Consider the following 18,942-nt stretch of genomic DNA (forward strand, 5'->3'; position numbering starts at 1 on the left):
CCGACTACATCTTAAAAAGTGAATTATTGAGGATTGTAAAATGTTACGAATCTCAGCACGGTATTCCTTTATACAAAAGCCGTAAGAATTTAAAAAGCGACCCAAACGACGAAATAACGTCTTTGTGATTCGTTACATTTCAGACCTGTGCCAGTAGGAGCTATTAGCGTGTCCGCGGTTCATTAGAACAACATAACCTTAACTTGAGCTGTTCCCCGTCATGTTTATGACTTCTGGGAGAGCTCTTTTTTTGTTATAATGCTAACATTCGCAAAGACACGTGGAGCATCAATTAGGAGAGATGAGATGAAGACGGATTTACCGATACAACCAATTATTCCTGAGCTGAGGCAGTTATTTCAGGAAAAGGATACAGGTGTGTTAATTGCGGAGCCAGGTGCGGGTAAAACGACCGTAGTACCGCTGGCACTGCTGGAGGAGCCATGGGTTGCCGGACGGAAAATCATTATGCTGGAGCCCCGCAGACTGGCTGCTCGCTCGGCAGCTGCACGAATGGCGGCTTCACTTGGTGAAAAAGTGGGACTGACCGTAGGATATCGGGTACGTATGGATACACGTGTAAGTCCGTCCACTCGCATAGAAGTGGTGACGGAGGGTGTATTAACCCGGATGCTTCAACAGGACCAGGGACTGGAAGACACAGCGATGATTATCTTTGATGAGTTTCATGAGCGGCATCTGCAGGGTGACCTTGGTTTGGCGCTTGCGCTTGAATCCCGGGCCATGCTGCGTCCCGATCTGAAATTGCTGGTGATGTCGGCTACGCTGGACCCCGCTCCTGTCTGTGCATTGCTTGGCGAGGCAACCCAATGGATTGACTGTCCTGGACGAACGTTTCCGGTGAAAACCCGATATATGTCCAAACCGGCATCCGAGCAGATCGAGACTTTTACGGCTCAGGCCGTCGTTAAGGCACTGGCAGAACAGGAAGGGGATGTGCTGGTTTTTCTACCGGGTGCAAAAGAAATTCATCGCACAGAGCGAGAGCTGTCCAACCACATGCTTCCTGCTCATGCTGAGGTGCATACTCTATATGGAAGCATGCCTGTAGAACGGCAGGATGAAGCTGTGCGACCCGCAGATGAAGGTAAACGGAAGGTTGTGCTGTCCACGTCCATTGCCGAATCCAGTCTTACGTTGGCTGGAGTCAAAGTGGTGGTGGATGCGGGGCTGAGCCGTGCCTCGGTATTCTCGCCGCGGACCGGCATGAGTCGGCTCGTCACCCTGCCGGTGTCCAAGGCATCAGCCGATCAGCGGCGGGGGCGCGCGGGGCGGATTGCACCGGGCGTGTGTTACCGGCTATGGAGCGAAGAGGCCCATGGCGTGCTGCCTGATGCAGCAAAGCCGGAGATTGCCTCCGCGGACCTTGCGCCGCTGGCGCTGGAGCTTGCCGCCTGGGGTGTCCAGTCCCCTGCAGAGCTGCAGTGGCTGGACACCCCGCCTGCCGCAGCCTACGGCCAGGCACAGGCGCTGCTGCGCCAGCTGGGCGGCCTGGACGACGCAGGCCGCATCACGCCCTTCGGGCGGCGGATGAACACGCTTGGCGTGCATCCGCGACTGGCCAGCATGCTGCTCCGCGCGGCGGAGCTTGGGCTGGCCAGCTACGCCAGCATGCTGGCGGCACTGCTGCAGGAGCCTGCCGGCCTCCGCAGCAGTGGCAGTGCAGGCGCGGCGGGCACCGATCTGCGCCCGCGCGTGGAAGCGCTGCTGACTGCGGACAGCAGCGGCATGCCGCAAGTGGCAGCGTCTGTCGCAGACGGTGCTGCCGTGCGGCGCATGCTCCAGGAGAGCCGCCAGCTGCGCTTGGCGCTCGGCCCGGCGGCCGATCCGGTACAGCCGGATGAGGACTGCTGCGGATGGCTGCTGTCTTTCGCTTATCCGGATCGGATCGGGCAGCGCCGGGAGGACGGCCGCTATCTGCTGAGCAGCGGCCGCGGGGTACGGCTCGCAGCGACAGAATCGCTGAGCCGTTCAGCCTATCTGGTCGCAGCCGAAGCCGACGACCAGGGCGCGGATGCGCGCATCCTGCTGGCTGCGCCGGTGCAGGAGAAGAGATTGCTGGAGCTGGGTCCACATCTGCTTCATGAAGAAGTGCAAGTGGCCTGGGACCGAAACACGCGCAGTGTGCGGGCACATAAAAGGCTGCAAATTGGAGCCATTACATTGAAAGAAAGCAGTATTGCACAGCCACCCGAAGATCAGGTGCTCGAAGCATTACTTTCAGGAATACGTATCGAAGGGCTGGATTGTCTGCCCTGGACAAAATCATCGCGACAGCTGGCAGACAGGATGCGCTTTTTGCATCATCATTTGCCGGAATGGCCTGATCTTATCGAAGATCATCTGACCGAAGAATTGGCAGAGCATCTCAGCCCTTTTCTGGCAGGTATGCGATCTGCTGCGGATCTCAAGAAATTGTCGATGCAGGATGTGCTGCTCGGCGGATTGAGTTGGGAGCAGCGACAGCAATTGGATCGTGAAGCTCCTACACATATTCAGGTGCCTAGTGGTTCGCGCATTCCGGTGGATTACAGCCGACCTGAAGATCCTACGCTCGCGGTGAGACTGCAGGAAATGTTTGGACAGCAAGAGACCCCGCGTATTGGCGGTGGTCGAGTGCCACTGACCATACATTTGCTGTCCCCTGCACAGCGGCCTGTACAGGTCACACGAGATCTGACCAACTTTTGGCGGGAGACTTATTTTGAAGTGAAGAAAGACTTGAAAGGCCGTTATCCCAAACATTATTGGCCGGATGATCCGCTCGAAGCGATAGCGACTAACCGGGCTAAACCGCGAGTTTAGCTAGAATGTGTTTTCAAATCTCGATCTGAAAATGGGTTCTGGTTGCGTCCTGAACCGGGCGAGTATGCGATGGGCAGATTAGGGATTAGGCGGCATCTTGAGCGCTAACGAACATGAGACGTGTTATACAGGAGCTTGAAGAGCCTACAGAGGAATAGCGAACCTGAGACACGTTATATCTGATTATGGAGCTATTTGTGGCTTTTTTTAGGGCGTTTTAGGGGAATAACGTGTCTGGTGCTCCTTATCATTGAAAATGAGAGTATAGGTTCCAATTAAGACGTCTTACGTTCTTTAGAAAAAGCATGCTGAGCCCATTGGACTCTTCTGCTCAATTGCTCCGGAATAGAAGCCAAAACCAGATCAGGCTTTGCATATCAACGGTTATTTGCCTGAGTTCAAGTTCGTTTCACACCATATGCAGGCCCTAGCGCGGTGCCCGCTGCATATCAATGGTCGGTCATTCTCCTAGTCCTTCAAGGTTATGATATTGCGGTGGAAGCGTTTGAAAGAAATCGAGGCGGGTAATAACATAGCGAACCACTCAATTAGATGAGGAGGGATTCACTATGCAGAAGAAAATCGTAGGTGTGTTTAATACAGAACGTGAGGCATCATCCGCAATCGAGGGACTGAAAGCGCAAGGATTCACTTCAGATGAGATCTCGGTAGTCACACAGGATCGGGATGAACTGAAGGCGATTCGAGAAGAGACGGGTACTAAAGCACCCGAAGGTGTAGCTGCAGGTGCAGCAACAGGCGGGGTGCTCGGCGGAGTAGCCGGATTGCTCGCTGGTATTGGGGCATTGGCGATTCCGGGCATCGGTCCTATTCTGGCCGCAGGCCCTATTGCCGCAGCCTTTACGGGTGCAGCTGTAGGTGCAGGAGCAGGCGGACTTGTAGGTGGACTCGTGGGTCTAGGCATTCCGGAAGAGGATGCAAGACAGTATGAGGAATACGTGCAAAGTGGTAAGATCCTGCTACTCGTGGACTCTACGGATCGGGACACGGATGTTTATGACGTGTTTAGCAGTAACAGTTATGTGAACCGGGACAGAATCGATGTCAATCTGGATGATGTTACGGTTGAGCGCACGGATCTCGATATGGAAAATCAAAGATTGGAAGCTCGGGATAAGGCCGCTCGACTTGGCAACAATACTTTTCTATAATAAATCGGTTCAGTAAAGACAGGAATCTTCAACTGGAATGACATAAGTGAGCCACCAGGTGGTCATCAGCCGGTTTCCTTTAGAGGAAGCCGGCTTTTGTCTCTGTTTTAACTTCCTGCTGTAGCAAGGTTCAGGTGTTAAACCTGCCAGGCAGGGAATAACAATACATACAGTAATACGGCCAGGGCCAGTCCAATCACCAGCAGCATCAGCGTCAGGAACCGAATCAATTTCGTGGATGCCTGGAATGTCTGTGAATTAATCTGATTGCGTTTTCGATGATAAGCGGAAGCGGAACACAAGATGATCAGAATGCCGCTGACCAAGGAAGTAATACCAATGATGATGGCTGCGAGATGGGCCATCCGATCATAGGCCGTTGAACTGAAGCCGAAGCCGGCTGCGAGAAAGCCGATCCCAACCATGGCAATGCCGGTACGAACCCAGGCCAAAAAGGTCCGTTCATTAGCCAGATGCTGTTGTACATATTTGGAGTCAATGGTAGTTATGTCTTGGTCTGTATCTGAGATGTGAATCCCCCCGTTCATCCATATATGGCTTCATTGTACGTCGTTTTCATGGCAAAACCAAGAAAGGAGGCTGTCTGTTATGCCTCGTAAAGAACGAATTACAGAAATTGAGAGTCTGAGGGGAATTGCTTTTGCGGCAGTCGTCCTTCAGCACTCCATAGCTCATTATTCCGTAGTCCCGGAAGCGGGACTGGAAGATGGCGTATTGCTCGCGATCCTGCTGATGCTGTCCAAATTTGCAGTACCCCTGTTTATTTTCATCACAGGTATGGTGCTTTTCTATAATACAGGAGACAAGTTGCATTATGGACGTTTCATGCAAAAGCGCTTAACCGATGTCATCGTTCCCTATATGATCTGGTCCCTGATCTACTTCACACTCGCGCCTCGCGGATGGAACGGATTTGGTTGGCAGGATATCCCTGACCTTGGTTTGAAATTAATCACGGGTAAAACGACCTCGCATTTTTGGTACATTATTATGCTTATTCAGTTTTATCTTTTATTTCCCCTGTTTTTGCGAGCAATCCGTTATGTCTATAACCGATATGAGGCGAAGGGGCGCACCATAGCTCTTCTGATCTCCGGTGTGGTGTACCTAGTGCTCGCGGATCAATTGCGAAATATCGCCAGGTTCATGGATTGGTTGAATGTCCCGGTGCTGACCGATGCCTTTACCACCTATGCTGATCGAAATTTCCTGTATTTCTTTTTTTATTTTGTGCTTGGTGCGGCAGCCGGTCTATCGGTTCAACGCTGGAATGAGCGGATTCAACGTTTGCGCTGGGTATATTGGACCGTGTTTATTGTGCTGGGTCTTCGGTTTATATATAAGTTAATGCAGGAGTTCCAGAAGCCGGAGGGTATACAGATTACGTTCTATACTGTTAGTCTCATCCGGCCGGATATGATCTTATTCCTCATTGCGTCCATCATGGTGATGTACCAGCTGGCTGGCAAGCTCCACAATATCAGAGTAACACGATTGCTGGCGTGGATTGGCGGGGTGTCATACGGGGGATACCTGATGCACATGCTGATGTTGCGCTACAGCTACATTCCGGATGAACAGTTTTATGTGGCATGGGGATTAAACCCCGTCGTGCGCATGATCATCACCTGGCTGCTTGCGCTTACGTTATCCTGCGTACTCACATGGCTCATCTCTCGCGCAAGCTGGGGCAAGTGGATTGTGGGAACCGTACCGAAGTCCAAGCCTGATTAACAGGTGAATACATCATTATATGAAAAATTCAGAACAACAGTGAGTTGAAGGCCGATAAAAATGAAGGCAACAACCTGAAAAAAAAGTGACGCCAATACCATGATTAACACTTTTGAAATAAATTTTAAAATTTCATTACATGAAAAATTCATAATAGAAAACCCAAATTCTCGCTCTACCTTACGTTCCTGCCTAGCCATCATTTCTCCTTCTTGCCTTCCAACGCCCATGGATTAAAGGGAGAAAGACGGATAAAGATGGCAGAAGGGGAACATAAGTTTTATAATACTAGATATATAGAGCTGACAGGAGGGGAATGAACGTGGCTTTTATGATTGCGCAGCGGGCATTTATTAAGCTGTATCTGATTACCATGGTTGAACAGCATAGGGGATACGGCTATGAAATGCTGGAGGCAATGAAGCAGGAATTCAAAGCCTACGGATATGTACCACCCCAGAGCGAGATATACCGGGCGCTGCATGAATTGGTTCAACAGGGTGTCTTTTATCGTACGAAGAAGCTAAAGGGCAGTGATCCGAAAGTCGATTTTCAGGAAATCGTTTTATATCACTTCACGGATGATGGTGCGGAGAAAGCCGAATTATATAAAAAACAGGTCAAAGCCGATCTTGATCGTTGTCTCGGTATGTTACACAAGGCAGAAGAGGACAATTACGGAGTGAAAGGAAGATAAGCATGGACAGACAACTACAGTGGGGTGTGCTTGGTACATCCACAATCGCGAAAAATGCAGTCATTCCGGCGATTCAACAATCCGAACGTGGTGAGGTCTTGGCGATAGCTAGCCGCAGCAAGGAGAAGGCGGAAGCTCTTGCGAATGAGCTCGACATTGCCAGAGCGTATGGCAGCTATGATGAACTCATTGCGGACCCGGATATTGAAGCTGTGTATATTCCTCTGCCGAACCACATGCACAAGGAGTGGACGATTAAGGCTGCTCAGGCTGGAAAACATGTATTATGTGAGAAACCGGCTGCTCTGAATTCAGATGAAGCGGCGGAAATGATTGAGGTATGTCAACAGCACGGCGTACTGTTTGCAGAAGCCATTATGTATCGATACCACCCCAAGCATAGACGTGTGCAAGAGATTATTGCCAGTGGGGAGATTGGTACGGTCAGAGCGCTCCATGGCAATTTCACTTGTAATACCGCTGACGATAAAGACAATGTAAGGTTCAAAAGGGAGATGGGCGGAGGATCATTATTTGATCTTGGCGTATATCCAATCTCGGCAGCCCGCATGTATCTGGGGCAGGAGCCGGAAGCTGTAACAGTACACGCTCTATTTTCGGAAGAGCATGATGGCGTCGATATGATGGCTTCAGGACTTGTGGAGTTTCCCAATTCAGTAGCGTTAACGTTTGACTGCGGCATGTGGGCCTCGGGACGAGCCGAGATGGAAATTCTCGGTACCGATGGACGGATTGAACTACCCAAGGTGTTCGGTTGGGAGAACAGTGATATTCCACCACAGATTATCGTGCACACCGATTCCGTCAGCCGTGAGGAACGTGTATCGGTATCGAACTCCTACGTTTTGCAGGTGGAGACCTTTGCAGCCGCAGTGCTTGAAGGAGAAGAGCTACCGTTCAGTCCGCAAAACACCATTCAGAATATGCGTGTCATTGATGCATGCCTGGAATCGGCACGAACCCGTCAACGGGTACAGTTAGTGGATTAAAGGAGAAGCTAACATAATAACATGCTTAGCATGATAGATGATAGGAATTTACCGAAATGGTAGACTCCATCCCCCGGGATGTGAGTCTTTTGTTGTATTTAAATGTTATATTTATATATTTTTACAAAAACGGCAGTTGAATTTGATCTTTCCTCCAAAATGATGTGATATAAATAGTAAATAGATGGCTTGTTCACTATAATCTAGCAGAACGTACATCCAGGTGGAATTCACATCTCATATCACTTACATAGTGGCAACGTTCATCCATTTTAAGTCATTGGGAGGCTGGATTGATGAAAAAGTTTATGTCTACAGCACTGCTCGCGGTTATGTTAACGATTGTTTTCTTCACCAGTTCACAGATCGCTCCGGTTGGACAGCAGAAGGCTTCAGCTGCAACGTGTACCATCATCAACACGTTTACGGGTGTGGCTAACTATCTCAGCGCCAACGGCAAACTGCCATGCAACTACATTACCAAAGCACAGGCAACGGCACTGGGCTGGGTATCGTCCCAAGGCAACCTTGCTACGGTTGCTCCGGGCAAAAGTATCGGTGGAGACGTGTTTAGCAACCGGGAAGGTTTGCTTCCAGCAGCAAGTGGGCGTACTTGGCGTGAAGCGGATATCAATTATACTTCCGGATTCCGTAATTCGGACCGCATCCTGTACTCCAATGACGGCTTGATTTACAAAACGACAGACCACTATGCATCCTTTACTCGCTTGAAATAAGGAAGGACAGGACCGACATGAAGAGGATAGTACTTAACGGTGAGGATTTTTATAACACAACAGAGCTGCATGAGCTATTAAAGCAAAAGCTTGAACTGCCGGACTTTTACGGTGCAAATCTGGACGCCTTGTGGGACTGCCTTACAGCCATGATTGAGCTGCCGCTTGAACTAACCTGGACGAACTACCAGATCAGCAAGGAACGGCTGGGTAGTGAGGCAGAGAAGGTGTATCAGTTGATGCTGGAGGCAGATGAAGAGAGTATTGGATTTCAATTCAAGACTGAGGACTAATACATGAACTACGAATCATAGCAGCAAATTTTGATGCAAAGAGAACAGACCCTGTGGTCTGTTTTTTTGTGTTGTATAAGGATAAACACATCGTTAAAAATATTTTCACGAAAGGGTTGATTTTCGCATATCATACGTTAAAATAAAATTAACATTAAAAATATTTTCACGTTGAGAGGCGGAGTAATCATGAGCGAAGGTACAGTCGCACACAAACAAGGGATCGGAGAATTAATTCGGATTAAACCTTATGTTCAGTTTATGGTGAGCAAGGTCGTATCCAGATTTGGCGATTCGATTGATTCCATTGCCTATAGCTGGATGGTGTACATTTTGACAGGTTCAAAGCTGCTGATGGGAACATTGCTGGCTGTTAACTTTTTGCCGAGTATCTTTCTGGGGCTGTTTGTCGGCGCACTGGTTGACCGCATGTCTCCCAAAAAGGTGATTGTGCTGACGAATACCTGCCGAGGATTATTTGTTGGCATTACAGCACTATTGTTTGGTCTGGGTGAACTGCAAGTCTGGCATCTGTTCGTCATCACTATTTTGAATTCCCTTCTGGAATGTTTTGCGTCACCCGCAGAGGTATCCACTGTACCGCGATTACTTCCCAAATCAATGCTGTTGTCTGGTAACGCCATGGCCTCATCTGCAACCCGGGTTGCAGAGCTCGCAGGACTTGCAGTAGCGGGCACGTTAATTGCAACGGCAGGGATCACGTGGACGATATTGATCGATGCGGGCTTGTTTGCCTTAAGTGCACTCCTGATGAGCCGTGTGGGGTACCCGAAAACTCAAACATCATCTAACAATGAAAATAAAACATTAGAATCATCTGATTCTCCTCCAGCAAGAAAAAGTATATTTTCTGAAATGACAGAAGCCTTTCATTTTATGCATAAACATGTGTTGTTACTGATCGTCTCCATTCTGTTTGCCTTTGTTAACTTTTGTCTGATGCCATTCAATGTTCTTCGCACGCCATATGTCATTGAAACATTGCACGCCGGAGCAGGAGGGTTAAGTCTACTCAGTGGGCTGATTGTGGCAGGCATGGTACTGAGTGGCTTGTGGCTGTCTCACCGAGGATCGAATTACCGTAAAAGTGTGCTGGTCATCGTCGGCATTGTCATGTTGGGGCTCAGTTATGCCATGACTGCACTCCCGGCTTACATGACGTCCTACCAGCTGCCTGTTGCTGCTGTCTTTTGTCTGATGATGGGCATGGGAATTCCACTCGCTACTACACCCCTTGCATCCTATCTGATGGAAGTTACGCCTTCCGATATGCTTGGGAGGGTGTATGCTCTTCAAAGTATGCTCGTCGTCAGTGTTGCTCCTTTAGGGAGCTTGGTTTCAGGAGCCCTTGCCGATTGGGTGGCATTGCCGATTCTGTTTATTGTGTTTGGTGTTATGCTTGCCATGTCAGCCGCGCTGGTGCTTCTGAGCAAGACTTTCCGCACGGTTCTATAATAAGGCTTCCTGGAGCCTGTTATCTTCAGCCTGTTTTGACCGAAACCCTGTTCGGACGGTATAATATACACATGATGGGCAACAGGTACCCCGGAAATGAGGATACAGGTATGCAGCGCAAAGTACTTTCAACGATTGAAGAAATCAAGGTCTACTCCGATCCGTATCGGATACAGATCTTGAATATGTTTAATAAACAGGGCAGACCCTCTACGGTTAAAGAGGTTGCAGACCAGATGGGCGAAGTACCAGCCAAGGTACATTATCATGTGAAAAAACTGGAGAAAATCGGTCTGCTCACCATCGTATCCACTCGTGAAATTAATGGAATTATCGCCAAATATTACGAGCCCTTCAAGGGGGAAATTCAGCTCCGTAACGAAGACGAAGAGAATTCACCTTTGAAGGAAGTATTTCGTTCCGAAACCTTCAAGTTGTTAAATGAAATGTTTGAGCAGAGCCGTCGGAGATTTATGAATCAGGCGGAAAACGGGGACCGTATGTTTATCTCAGATATGACGTTGTATGCTAGCCGCGAAGAAGTAGAGCAGTTGTACAACAACATTACGAAGATGTGTGAACCCTATTTAACGAAAGACAGGCATGATGCGGAACAAGAGGTCTTTCATTTATTCAGTTCCCTATCCAAAGATACGGTGAATAAGCCTGTTTCGGAAACCGCAGGGAAATTGAAAAAGAAGGCTTCACCCGATAAAGGCAAGCCCGCTGCCAAAACGTCAAGACCTGCTAAAAAGCAGAAGGAATCCTCGTCTGGTGGTCTGGCGGAAGAGTAATCGAAGCATATTCATCGGCTTTATTAAAGTTTCGTTTGTGTAAAGATGATATGCTCAACCAAGCAAAAAGCCGCCATTGGCGGCTTTTTCATGCGTAATTTGGCATGATGGAAGACATATACCATTTTAGCGTAACCATTCTTAATTCGTTCATAAACTACATGTTTTCATCATAATCTTTCACGTCACGTTTGGCTGCGGTTGCAGGGGAATTCGATGTGCCATATTCCTCGACGGCTTCCCAGGCGTCAGCGTTATCGAACTTGCCAGCATTGCGCTGTCTGACTTCTCCGGCACCGCTCGGTGGCATCGTCATGACTTCCTCCTCAACGGGCCGTTCGTTGCTTAACTCGCGGTTAGGCGTATCATCGATACAGTAGGCTGTGTAAGGGATCGCTTCGAGTCGTTCAAAGGGAATATCCTTACCACAGGTCACACAGGTGCCATACGTTCCTTGTTCGATTCGCTCCAGCGCTTCATTCACTTGATTGAACTCTTCGGTTAACGTATCATCTATCGCCAAGTCACGGCTTCGCTCAAACGTCTCCGTACCGGCATCTGCCGGGTGATTATCGTATGATGACAGCTCGCCAGTTGAATCTTTCAGGGACTCGGCTGGAGCACCGTCTTCCATGCTGGATTCAAAATGGCGCTGTAGGTCTTCACGTTGTTCCAAAAGAGCGTTTTTCAGCTCTTGAAGTTGATCTTTGGTTAATGTACTCATAAGGACATGCTCCTTTCCCGCAATGGGGTTGTAGTCAGTCCTTACCCGAATTTCATAAGAAGCAATCAGTTTCGTGTGCAAAAAGGGTCGTTCGATTTTATATCTGACGGATAATGTGTTATAAAAAATATAGAGAGAAAATGCGGCGGTATCAAAGAATCTTCTTGATGCATACCGCGGCGCGTTTGATAATGGAGGGTTGTCAATATGGATGAGCATATGAAACGAAGATTGGACAAACAAAGACAATTGTTCAAACAATTGGGCGTGCAGCTCGATGCTTTATCGATTCATGAAAAACAATTCAATTATAAACTTCGTGGTTATGATCCGGATGAGGTGGATGCCTATCTTGATTTGGTTATTAAAGATTACGAACGTTTCTATGCCAATATAGCGGATCTGATGGACAAGTGGCAAGAACAGCAGTTAACGATTCGGGATCTGAAGTCATCGGCGAAGCCAGTGGAGGATCCAACGAAGATTGATCGCAAACAGTTGGATGATATTGTGAAACAACTGGAATACAGCGTTCGGCAGTTAAAAATCCGGGCACGTCCTGAACAGGACCTGTTCTCCGAGTAAACCAACACATCTGGGATGATATAAAATCAGCATTATAATGCTCAAATAAAAGGTGGTTAATCATGAGTACTCATTTTTCGGTCAGTGTGCATTGTTTGTTGTTGTTGTCTTTCAGCGCGCCTGAACGAATCACTTCGGCACTGATTGCAGGTAGTGTGAATACCAACCCTGTCGTGGTCAGACGTATTCTGGGCGGGTTGAAAAAGGCAGGACTTGTGGACTCCTCACCGGGAACAAGAGGATTTTACCTCGCCAAGCCTTCAAGCGAAATCACATTATCCATGATCTATCAGGCTGCCAAGGATGAAGGGCCATTGTTTCCGATTCACGGTAACTGTAATCCAAATTGTGATGTTGGCCTTCGTATCGATAGCCTTCTGACTAATCTGTACCAGGTTGCCGAATCAAAGGTGGAACAGTTCTTCGCATCCATTACACTTGAAGATATGGAGCGTTCCTGTTCCCAGCTTGAAGTTCTTCCATCACATGCCGAATAAAGCGTAATATAAGGGAAAGGGAAGGTGTGCTGTACTATGAAAATTATTGTCATTTCGGACACTCATTTACCTCGAAGAGCACGTAAGTTACCCGATCCCTTGGTTGAGGCGCTATCAGATGCCGATCTGATTCTCCATGCCGGGGATTGGTCGGACTGGAGTGTACACAAGCTGCTCAGCGCTTACGCACCGCTTGAAGGTGTTGCAGGTAATACGGACCCGCCTGAAATAGGTCAAAAACTCGGGTTCTCCCGCATCGTTGAGGCGGATGGTTTGCGTCTTGGTCTTGTACATGGTCATCTGGGATCGAAGTCTACCGAGCAGAATGCGATCCACACCTTTGCAGGGCAGCAGGTGGATGCTGTGATTTTTGGACACTCGCACATTCCAGTGATGCATACGGTCAATGATGTGCTGATATTTAATCCGGGCTCTCCTACGGATCGGCGCTTTCAGCCCCAATATTCTTTTGGTATCATGACGACACATTTAGGGAAGTTGCAGGCGGAACATGTTTTTTATGATGTAAAATAGAAGTTGCAAATTAGGCATCTCGAATCAGAAGGATCTTCTGTTATTCGGGGTGCTTTTTGCTATGTATGCATTCAAAAAGGAACTTGCAAGTTATCTCTGAATGGGGAATATGGTCTGCTGTTTATCTGTCATTCATCTCTTCTCGTTGCCCCCTATGGAGGCCTTCGTATGAATGATACAATGCGTTTACAACAATTAATTGAATACGTTTACATAAGGGGATGAATGTTGATGAAATTGTCTGTATTCACTGTAGCCACACCGGACTTGACCGCAGAAGAATTGGCTTCTGCTGCAGCCGCAGCCGGTATTGAAGGGATCGAATGGAGATATCGTGGAATACCGGCGGATGCTTTGTCCGAAGAACCTTCTTATTGGAGACATAATCGTTGCTCGATAGATCCAGACCAGTGGGAGGAACAGGTACCTGCATTCCGTGAAGTGGCAAAAAAGCATGGCAGACAATCGATTGCATTGGTGCCTTATCTGAGCTGCGGAGATCTGCTTGCTACAGAGCAAGCATTTCAAACGGCACAAGCCTTGGGAGCATCCATGATGCGTGTTGGGGTTCCCGGTTATGATCGCAAAACCAGCTATCCTGAATTATACAAGCAAGCTGTGCATTATCTGAATGAGGTTCAAGAGATGGCCCAACAGTATAAGGTAAAAGCTGTAGTAGAGACCCATCACCAAACGATTGCCCCCACTGCATCACTGGCTTATCGGCTCGTGCAATCTCTGGATTCACAGCATGTAGGGGTATTGTATGATCCAGGTAACATGGTCCATGAAGGATATGAGAACCATCGTATGGGACTGGAATTACTGGGACCTTATCTGGCACATGTGCATGTGAAGAATGCAGCTTGGTTCAAGGATGCATCAAACATGAATTCGAATTCCAGTGTGAATGAACAAAATACAGAAATTTCGCTAACATCAAACTGGCATTGTCAGTGGGCCCCCTTAACCGAGGGTGTGGTGAACTGGTTGCAAGTATTCCGTGACCTCAAATCCGTTGGATATGATGGATATTACGGGATTGAGGATTTTAGCGGAGTCTTGGAATCGAAGGCGATGTTACAGCATTTTGCAGATGTTTTTGCCGAAATTGAACGTCGTGTGGACGAGGAGGTACAGGTATGAGTTTGGTTCGAGTAGCCGTTATTGGAATTGGGAATATGGGTGCAGCCCATGCCAGAACGTTGGTAGCAGGAGAAGTACCTGGTGCAGAACTGGTGGCTGTGTGTGATGTGAGACAAGAAATGGAGAGCTGGGTATCCAGCAACCTTCCGGCTTCAGTCACCTATTGGCAGGATGCGGAGCAGATGATGTCATCAGGGACGATTGATGCGGTAATTATTGCAACCCCGCATTATGACCATCCCGAAAAAGCCATTCAGGCTTTTCAGTATGGCCTGCATGTCATGATTGAGAAACCTGCCGGAGTGTACACCAAACAGGTACGCAAAATGAATGAAGCGGCTGCTGCAAGCGGCAAAGTATTTTCCATGATGTATAACCAGCGAACCAACCCTTTATATATCAAACTCAAAGATCTGATTGCCTCGGGAGAACTGGGTGAGGTACGTCGCACCAACTGGATTATTACGAACTGGTATCGCTCTCAGAGCTATTATGATTCAGGCGGCTGGCGGGCAACATGGGCTGGTGAAGGGGGCGGTGTCCTGATCAACCAGGACCCTCATCAACTGGACCTGTGGCAATGGACCATCGGTATGATGCCGGTGCGTATGCGTGCTTTCTGTTCATTCGGCAAATACCGGAACATTGAAGTAGAAGATGATGTAACGGCATATGTCGAGTATGAAAATGGAGCAACGGGTGTATTTGTGACCACGACAGGTGAAGCACCAGGCACCAACCGGTTCGAGGTCAATGGGGATCGCGGCAAAATTGTCATTGAAGATGGTCAGTTGACTTTCTGGCGTCTTCGTGAACCCGAACCTGAATTCAATCAAAGATTTACCGGAGGATTCGGACAGCCGGAATGCTGGAAATGCGAGGTGCCAATTACGGGTGTGGAAACCGGACATCCTGGCCTGATTCGCAACTGGATCGATGCCATCCTGAACGGGACCCCGCTCATTGCTCCTGGAGAAGAGGGTATCCATGGGTTAACCTTGTCCAATGCCATGTTGCTGTCAACCTGGACCGATAACTGGGTGGATCTGCCGATCGATGAGGATTTGTTCTATGCGCATTTGCAGCAGCGGATTGCCAGTTCAAATACAAAGAAAGACAAGGCAGGCAGCAGCAGTCAACCTGCTGATCTGTCACAGACATTTAAATAAGTGGAACTTGTACACCAAGCTGAACTCAAGGCGTGTACAGGATAACGGAACCGATAAACGGAAAATCCAATTGAAAAGGTGGAGAAGGTATGGCTAAAGACGGCATGTTTTATGCACCAAAAAGTGTGAAAAAAGAGGTCGTATGCGGTCCGGGTGAATTTGTTATTGCTGCTGTGGCGTTGGACCATGGACATATCTACGGTATGGTTGGCGGGCTGGTGGAGGCTGGGGCAACACTCAAATGGGTATACGATCCTGATCCAGCTAAAGTCGAGGCTTTTCGGAAACAGTTCCCGCAGGCACAGATTGCGGCATCTGAAGCGGATGTACTTGCCGATGACGAAGTGCAGCTCGTAGCCGGAGCAGCCATACCATCGGAACGTGCGCCACTCGGCATGAGAGTCATGGCCGCAGGTAAAGACTATTTTACGGACAAAGCCCCTTTTACTACACTGGATCAACTGGCCCTTGCGCGTGAAGAGGTTAAACGCACTGGGAAAAAGTACATGGTCTACTATAGTGAGCGTCTGCACGTAGAAAGTGCGATCTATGCCGGACAACTGATCGAACAGGGAGCCATCGGCAAGGTTGTTCAGGTTATGGGAACGGGGCCGCATCGATTGAATGCGGGTGGTCGGCCTGAATGGTTCTTCCAGCATGAAAAGTATGGCGGCATCCTTTGTGATATTGGAAGTCATCAAATCGAGCAGTTTCTGACCTTTGCTTCGTGTACGGATGCAGAAGTGGCATTCAGTCGGGTGAATAACTTCAATCATCCACAATTCCCGGAACTGGAGGACTTTGGCGAAGCATCACTGATCGGCAACAACGGGGCTTCCGGTTACTTCCGGGTAGACTGGTTCACACCGAATGGTCTGGGTACCTGGGGCGATGGGCGCACGGTTATTTTGGGAACGGACGGATACATTGAGCTGCGCAAGTATATCGACGTGGCCAGAGAGCCGGAGGGCGATCAGGTGTACCTGGTTAACCATGAAGGGGAATACCGTTATAGCGTCAAAGGACAGGTCGGTTATCCCTTCTTCGGTGAACTGATCCGGGACTGTCTCGATCGAACAGAGATTGCAATGACACAGGAGCATGCGTTCAAAGCGGCAGAACTCTGCTTGATTGCTCAGGATAAGGCAATGAGTGAGAGAGTGGTATGGAGTAGTGGTGCGAAGTAAACGGTTTTATTTGAGATAGTAATAGAATATGTAAGGGGAGAGCGGCCTGATGTAAAGGCTGCTCTTTTGTTTGTTGTAGTACCTTCGCAAATGGAACAATATGGTTTATTATATATGTAGTTCAGAAATTGACTTAAATGTGTGGTGTTTACGAAGTACATAAATTAGATGTTAGCTGAAATTCAAGAAATATGGAATGAGGGATGAATAATGAAGGGTGGAGACCAAAAATATTATCAGTTGATGTTAAAAAAAATTAATAAATTCACTTTAATTCAAGAGCATAGATTGTACAAAGAAGAGCAAATATTGATGATGTCACCAGACCTTTTTATTGTAAGGAACGGACTGAACTGGGTCATTAGAGTGAACAAACTCATTAGGCATTACGAATATTGTTTAATTAATGCAATTGAATTTGCCCAAGAGATAAAAATACCGATTGAAGAAACTGATAATAGGGATAGTTATTCATTCCATTTAGAGAATGCAGTATATAGACAATTGGTTCTTTGGGATATGTATGCGAAATTGTTGAATGAAACATATGCTCTAGGTCTTAAGCGTGATGAACTTTCTATTTGGGATGTTATAAGATCCATGAGAAGTTCTCGAGAACCTTATCAAAGAAGATTGGCTAAAGAGTTAAAGAAATATTGTAATGGAGCGTTTCATCAGTATGTAAGAAATTATTTGCGTAATACTTTTGCACATAATGGCGATCCACACGGCAAACTAATTTTTCATTACTATGGTGATAATGGCATGTTACAGCCTGATGATGGTTTCATATTGCCAGATCACCCTATAAAGGAATTGAGGTATTTAATTATAGACTTTATTAAATTACATAGATTTCTTAATAAAATCAATCAACAAATCAAAAAGATAATGTTGGAAAAGACAATACTAATTGAGTACCATTTTGAAACACTTTGTGGAAGGGAAATTACTGATGGTAGGCATATACCCATTACTATTTTACAAGAACTCCATGAAATATGGGAAATATCCGATACAGATGAAGCATGTGAAGAATGTAGATTGCTTGCAAACAATCATAGTCTTAAATACTGTAAACCAGTAAAATTTGTTTACCATAGAATTAATGAGCCTGAAGGAACTATTAGTATTACAATGAAGTCTTGAACTACAGCTAACATAATATTCACGCTGCGGGCATACGCCCTTGGCCCGGCATTCGCAGGACACCCGACGTACGTCGGGTCGTGAATACAGAAACGTTAGGCGAAATTGCGAAGAGAAAGGAAGAAACTTTATGGAAAAGCATGTTAAAGAGCTTTTTACCTGGAAAGTGCTTAATGAGGCGGCTCAAAAGTTTAATATTGTTGAATCAAGTCTTAAAGACTTAGAAGGGTTCCAAAACTTTGTTTATTTTGGGAAGTCAAATGAAACAAGTGTTGTTCTCCGGGTAACACATAAATCACATCGAAGTGAAGAAGAGATTTTATCTGAAATTGATTTTATTAATTACTTGTCTAAAAATAATGTATCTGTTTCAAAAGCTGTGAACTCTATTGATGGGGAATTTGTAGAGAAAATAGATAATGGGGAATTTTATGCAACTTCTTTTGAGTTTTCTAGTGGACGAAAGGCTAGAATTGCTGAAGAAAGCAATTTATTCTATCAAATAGTTGGTAATTATACAGGAAGAATGCATAATCTTTCAAAGAAATTAAATCCAATAGATGATTTAAATAGGAGAAAATGGCATGAAAAAGAGTTCCTTATCAATATGAAAAAGTATTTACCCGCGGAACTTTCTTATGTAATTGACAAATACGAAATTCTGAAAAATGAACTCAGCCGGCTTCCCAAGAATACTGATTCATATGGGATTATCCATGGAGATTTAAATCATGGGAATTATTTGAACGTAGACGATGATGTAGTCTTTATTGATTTTGATGAAGCCGAATACAGTTGGTTTGTTAGTGATATTGCTATTCCTTTATTCTATGAAATTCCGATCCCTTGGGTAATAGATGGAAAACAAAGGTTAGAGATAACCAAGAGGTATTATAATAATTTCATGGATGGGTATGTAAAAGAAAATACAATTGATCAAGCATGGTTAAAATTAATACCTGATTTTATTAATCTTAGGCAGTTTGGAGTAGTTTCAGCGATTTATAGAAGTTATAATTTTCATAATTATGACAACTGGAGTGATTGGGACAAAGAAGCGTTGAAATTTTATTTGAACAATATCAAGAATGATATCCCTTATATTGAAATGGATTTTTGTAGGTAGTTCAATGCGGCATCGCCTAACATTATATTCACGCTTCGGGGCTTACGCCCTTTGGTCGTCCAGAT

General features: G+C 46.7%; 19 protein-coding genes. 17 read left to right on the forward strand and 2 right to left on the reverse strand.

All coding sequences use genetic code 11. The annotated features are described in order from the left end of the window. Window positions 1–306: 306 nt before the first annotated feature. Together hrpB and MKY42_RS12610 are read left to right on the forward strand one after the other, a co-directional pair. The gene (gene hrpB, locus MKY42_RS12605) at window positions 307–2,826 is read left to right on the forward strand and encodes an ATP-dependent helicase HrpB (RefSeq protein ID WP_339851389.1); all 2,520 of its coding nucleotides are present in this window, start codon (window positions 307–309) and stop codon (window positions 2,824–2,826) included. A gap of 569 nt (window positions 2,827–3,395) precedes the next feature. Beyond that, window positions 3,396–3,998: a general stress protein gene (locus MKY42_RS12610; protein ID WP_339851392.1), complete on the forward strand. Its 603-nt coding sequence runs from the start codon at window positions 3,396–3,398 to the stop codon at window positions 3,996–3,998. A gap of 137 nt (window positions 3,999–4,135) precedes the next feature. Here MKY42_RS12610 and MKY42_RS12615 read toward each other — a convergent pair whose 3' ends face one another. Continuing rightward, a complete protein-coding gene (locus tag MKY42_RS12615) occupies window positions 4,136–4,546 on the reverse strand; it encodes a DUF202 domain-containing protein (protein ID WP_090896205.1) in 411 nt (136 codons plus the stop codon). 61 nt (window positions 4,547–4,607) lie between these two features. On the opposite strand from MKY42_RS12615, the gene MKY42_RS12620 reads away from it, so the two are divergent. From MKY42_RS12620 to MKY42_RS12650, 7 genes are all read left to right on the forward strand, one after another. Continuing rightward, the gene (locus tag MKY42_RS12620) at window positions 4,608–5,753 is read left to right on the forward strand and encodes an acyltransferase (RefSeq protein ID WP_339851396.1); all 1,146 of its coding nucleotides are present in this window, start codon (window positions 4,608–4,610) and stop codon (window positions 5,751–5,753) included. A gap of 322 nt (window positions 5,754–6,075) precedes the next feature. Further along, window positions 6,076–6,450, forward strand: a complete 375-nt coding sequence (locus MKY42_RS12625) for a helix-turn-helix transcriptional regulator (protein ID WP_063563231.1) — start codon at window positions 6,076–6,078, stop codon at window positions 6,448–6,450. 2 nt (window positions 6,451–6,452) lie between these two features. Further along, on the forward strand, window positions 6,453–7,460 hold the full coding sequence (locus MKY42_RS12630) for a Gfo/Idh/MocA family oxidoreductase (protein WP_090896213.1): 1,008 nt from the start codon (window positions 6,453–6,455) through the stop codon (window positions 7,458–7,460). 296 nt (window positions 7,461–7,756) lie between these two features. After that, a complete protein-coding gene (locus MKY42_RS12635) occupies window positions 7,757–8,197 on the forward strand; it encodes a ribonuclease (protein ID WP_090896217.1) in 441 nt (146 codons plus the stop codon). Window positions 8,198–8,214: 17 nt separating this feature from the next. Next, window positions 8,215–8,490 (forward strand): barstar family protein, encoded by a 276-nt coding sequence (locus tag MKY42_RS12640; RefSeq protein ID WP_090896220.1) that lies wholly within the window; start codon window positions 8,215–8,217, stop codon window positions 8,488–8,490. Window positions 8,491–8,679: 189 nt separating this feature from the next. Further along, the gene (locus tag MKY42_RS12645; protein WP_339851405.1) at window positions 8,680–9,966 is read left to right on the forward strand and encodes an MFS transporter; all 1,287 of its coding nucleotides are present in this window, start codon (window positions 8,680–8,682) and stop codon (window positions 9,964–9,966) included. A 110-nt stretch (window positions 9,967–10,076) separates the two neighbouring features. Further along, window positions 10,077–10,760 carry a helix-turn-helix domain-containing protein gene (locus MKY42_RS12650; RefSeq protein ID WP_339851408.1) on the forward strand — a complete coding sequence of 228 codons (684 nt, stop codon included), beginning with the start codon at window positions 10,077–10,079 and terminating at the stop codon, window positions 10,758–10,760. A gap of 157 nt (window positions 10,761–10,917) precedes the next feature. Here the strand turns inward: MKY42_RS12650 and MKY42_RS12655 are convergent, their stop codons facing one another. Continuing rightward, a complete protein-coding gene (locus tag MKY42_RS12655; protein WP_179265133.1) occupies window positions 10,918–11,484 on the reverse strand; it encodes a TraR/DksA C4-type zinc finger protein in 567 nt (188 codons plus the stop codon). 207 nt (window positions 11,485–11,691) lie between these two features. Here MKY42_RS12655 and MKY42_RS12660 point away from each other — a divergent pair, with 207 nt between their 5' ends. The 8 genes from MKY42_RS12660 to MKY42_RS12695 all read left to right on the forward strand — a co-directional run bounded on the left by MKY42_RS12660 (window position 11,692) and on the right by MKY42_RS12695 (window position 18,877). Then, entirely contained in the window at window positions 11,692–12,069 is a 378-nt protein-coding gene (locus MKY42_RS12660) for a DivIVA domain-containing protein (RefSeq protein ID WP_024630343.1), read from the forward strand. A 62-nt stretch (window positions 12,070–12,131) separates the two neighbouring features. Continuing rightward, window positions 12,132–12,566: an Rrf2 family transcriptional regulator gene (locus MKY42_RS12665; RefSeq protein WP_090896231.1), complete on the forward strand. Its 435-nt coding sequence runs from the start codon at window positions 12,132–12,134 to the stop codon at window positions 12,564–12,566. A 36-nt stretch (window positions 12,567–12,602) separates the two neighbouring features. Next, window positions 12,603–13,100 carry a metallophosphoesterase gene (locus MKY42_RS12670; protein ID WP_090896234.1) on the forward strand — a complete coding sequence of 166 codons (498 nt, stop codon included), beginning with the start codon at window positions 12,603–12,605 and terminating at the stop codon, window positions 13,098–13,100. A gap of 231 nt (window positions 13,101–13,331) precedes the next feature. Continuing rightward, window positions 13,332–14,246: a sugar phosphate isomerase/epimerase family protein gene (locus MKY42_RS12675; protein WP_090896239.1), complete on the forward strand. Its 915-nt coding sequence runs from the start codon at window positions 13,332–13,334 to the stop codon at window positions 14,244–14,246. After that, window positions 14,243–15,415, forward strand: a complete 1,173-nt coding sequence (locus MKY42_RS12680) for a Gfo/Idh/MocA family oxidoreductase (protein ID WP_090896243.1) — start codon at window positions 14,243–14,245, stop codon at window positions 15,413–15,415. The genes MKY42_RS12675 and MKY42_RS12680 overlap by 4 nt, the downstream gene beginning before the upstream one ends. Window positions 15,416–15,504: 89 nt before the next feature. Then, window positions 15,505–16,602 (forward strand): Gfo/Idh/MocA family oxidoreductase, encoded by a 1,098-nt coding sequence (locus tag MKY42_RS12685; RefSeq protein WP_339851426.1) that lies wholly within the window; start codon window positions 15,505–15,507, stop codon window positions 16,600–16,602. Window positions 16,603–16,812: 210 nt separating this feature from the next. Further along, window positions 16,813–17,751 carry a Cthe_2314 family HEPN domain-containing protein gene (locus MKY42_RS12690; protein ID WP_090896251.1) on the forward strand — a complete coding sequence of 313 codons (939 nt, stop codon included), beginning with the start codon at window positions 16,813–16,815 and terminating at the stop codon, window positions 17,749–17,751. A 130-nt stretch (window positions 17,752–17,881) separates the two neighbouring features. Then, on the forward strand, window positions 17,882–18,877 hold the full coding sequence (locus tag MKY42_RS12695) for a phosphotransferase (RefSeq protein WP_090896256.1): 996 nt from the start codon (window positions 17,882–17,884) through the stop codon (window positions 18,875–18,877). Window positions 18,878–18,942: the final 65 nt, after the last annotated feature.

It is taken from the genome of Paenibacillus sp. FSL W7-1088 (assembly GCF_037969855.1).
Classification (GTDB): Bacteria; Bacillota; Bacilli; order Paenibacillales; family Paenibacillaceae; genus Paenibacillus.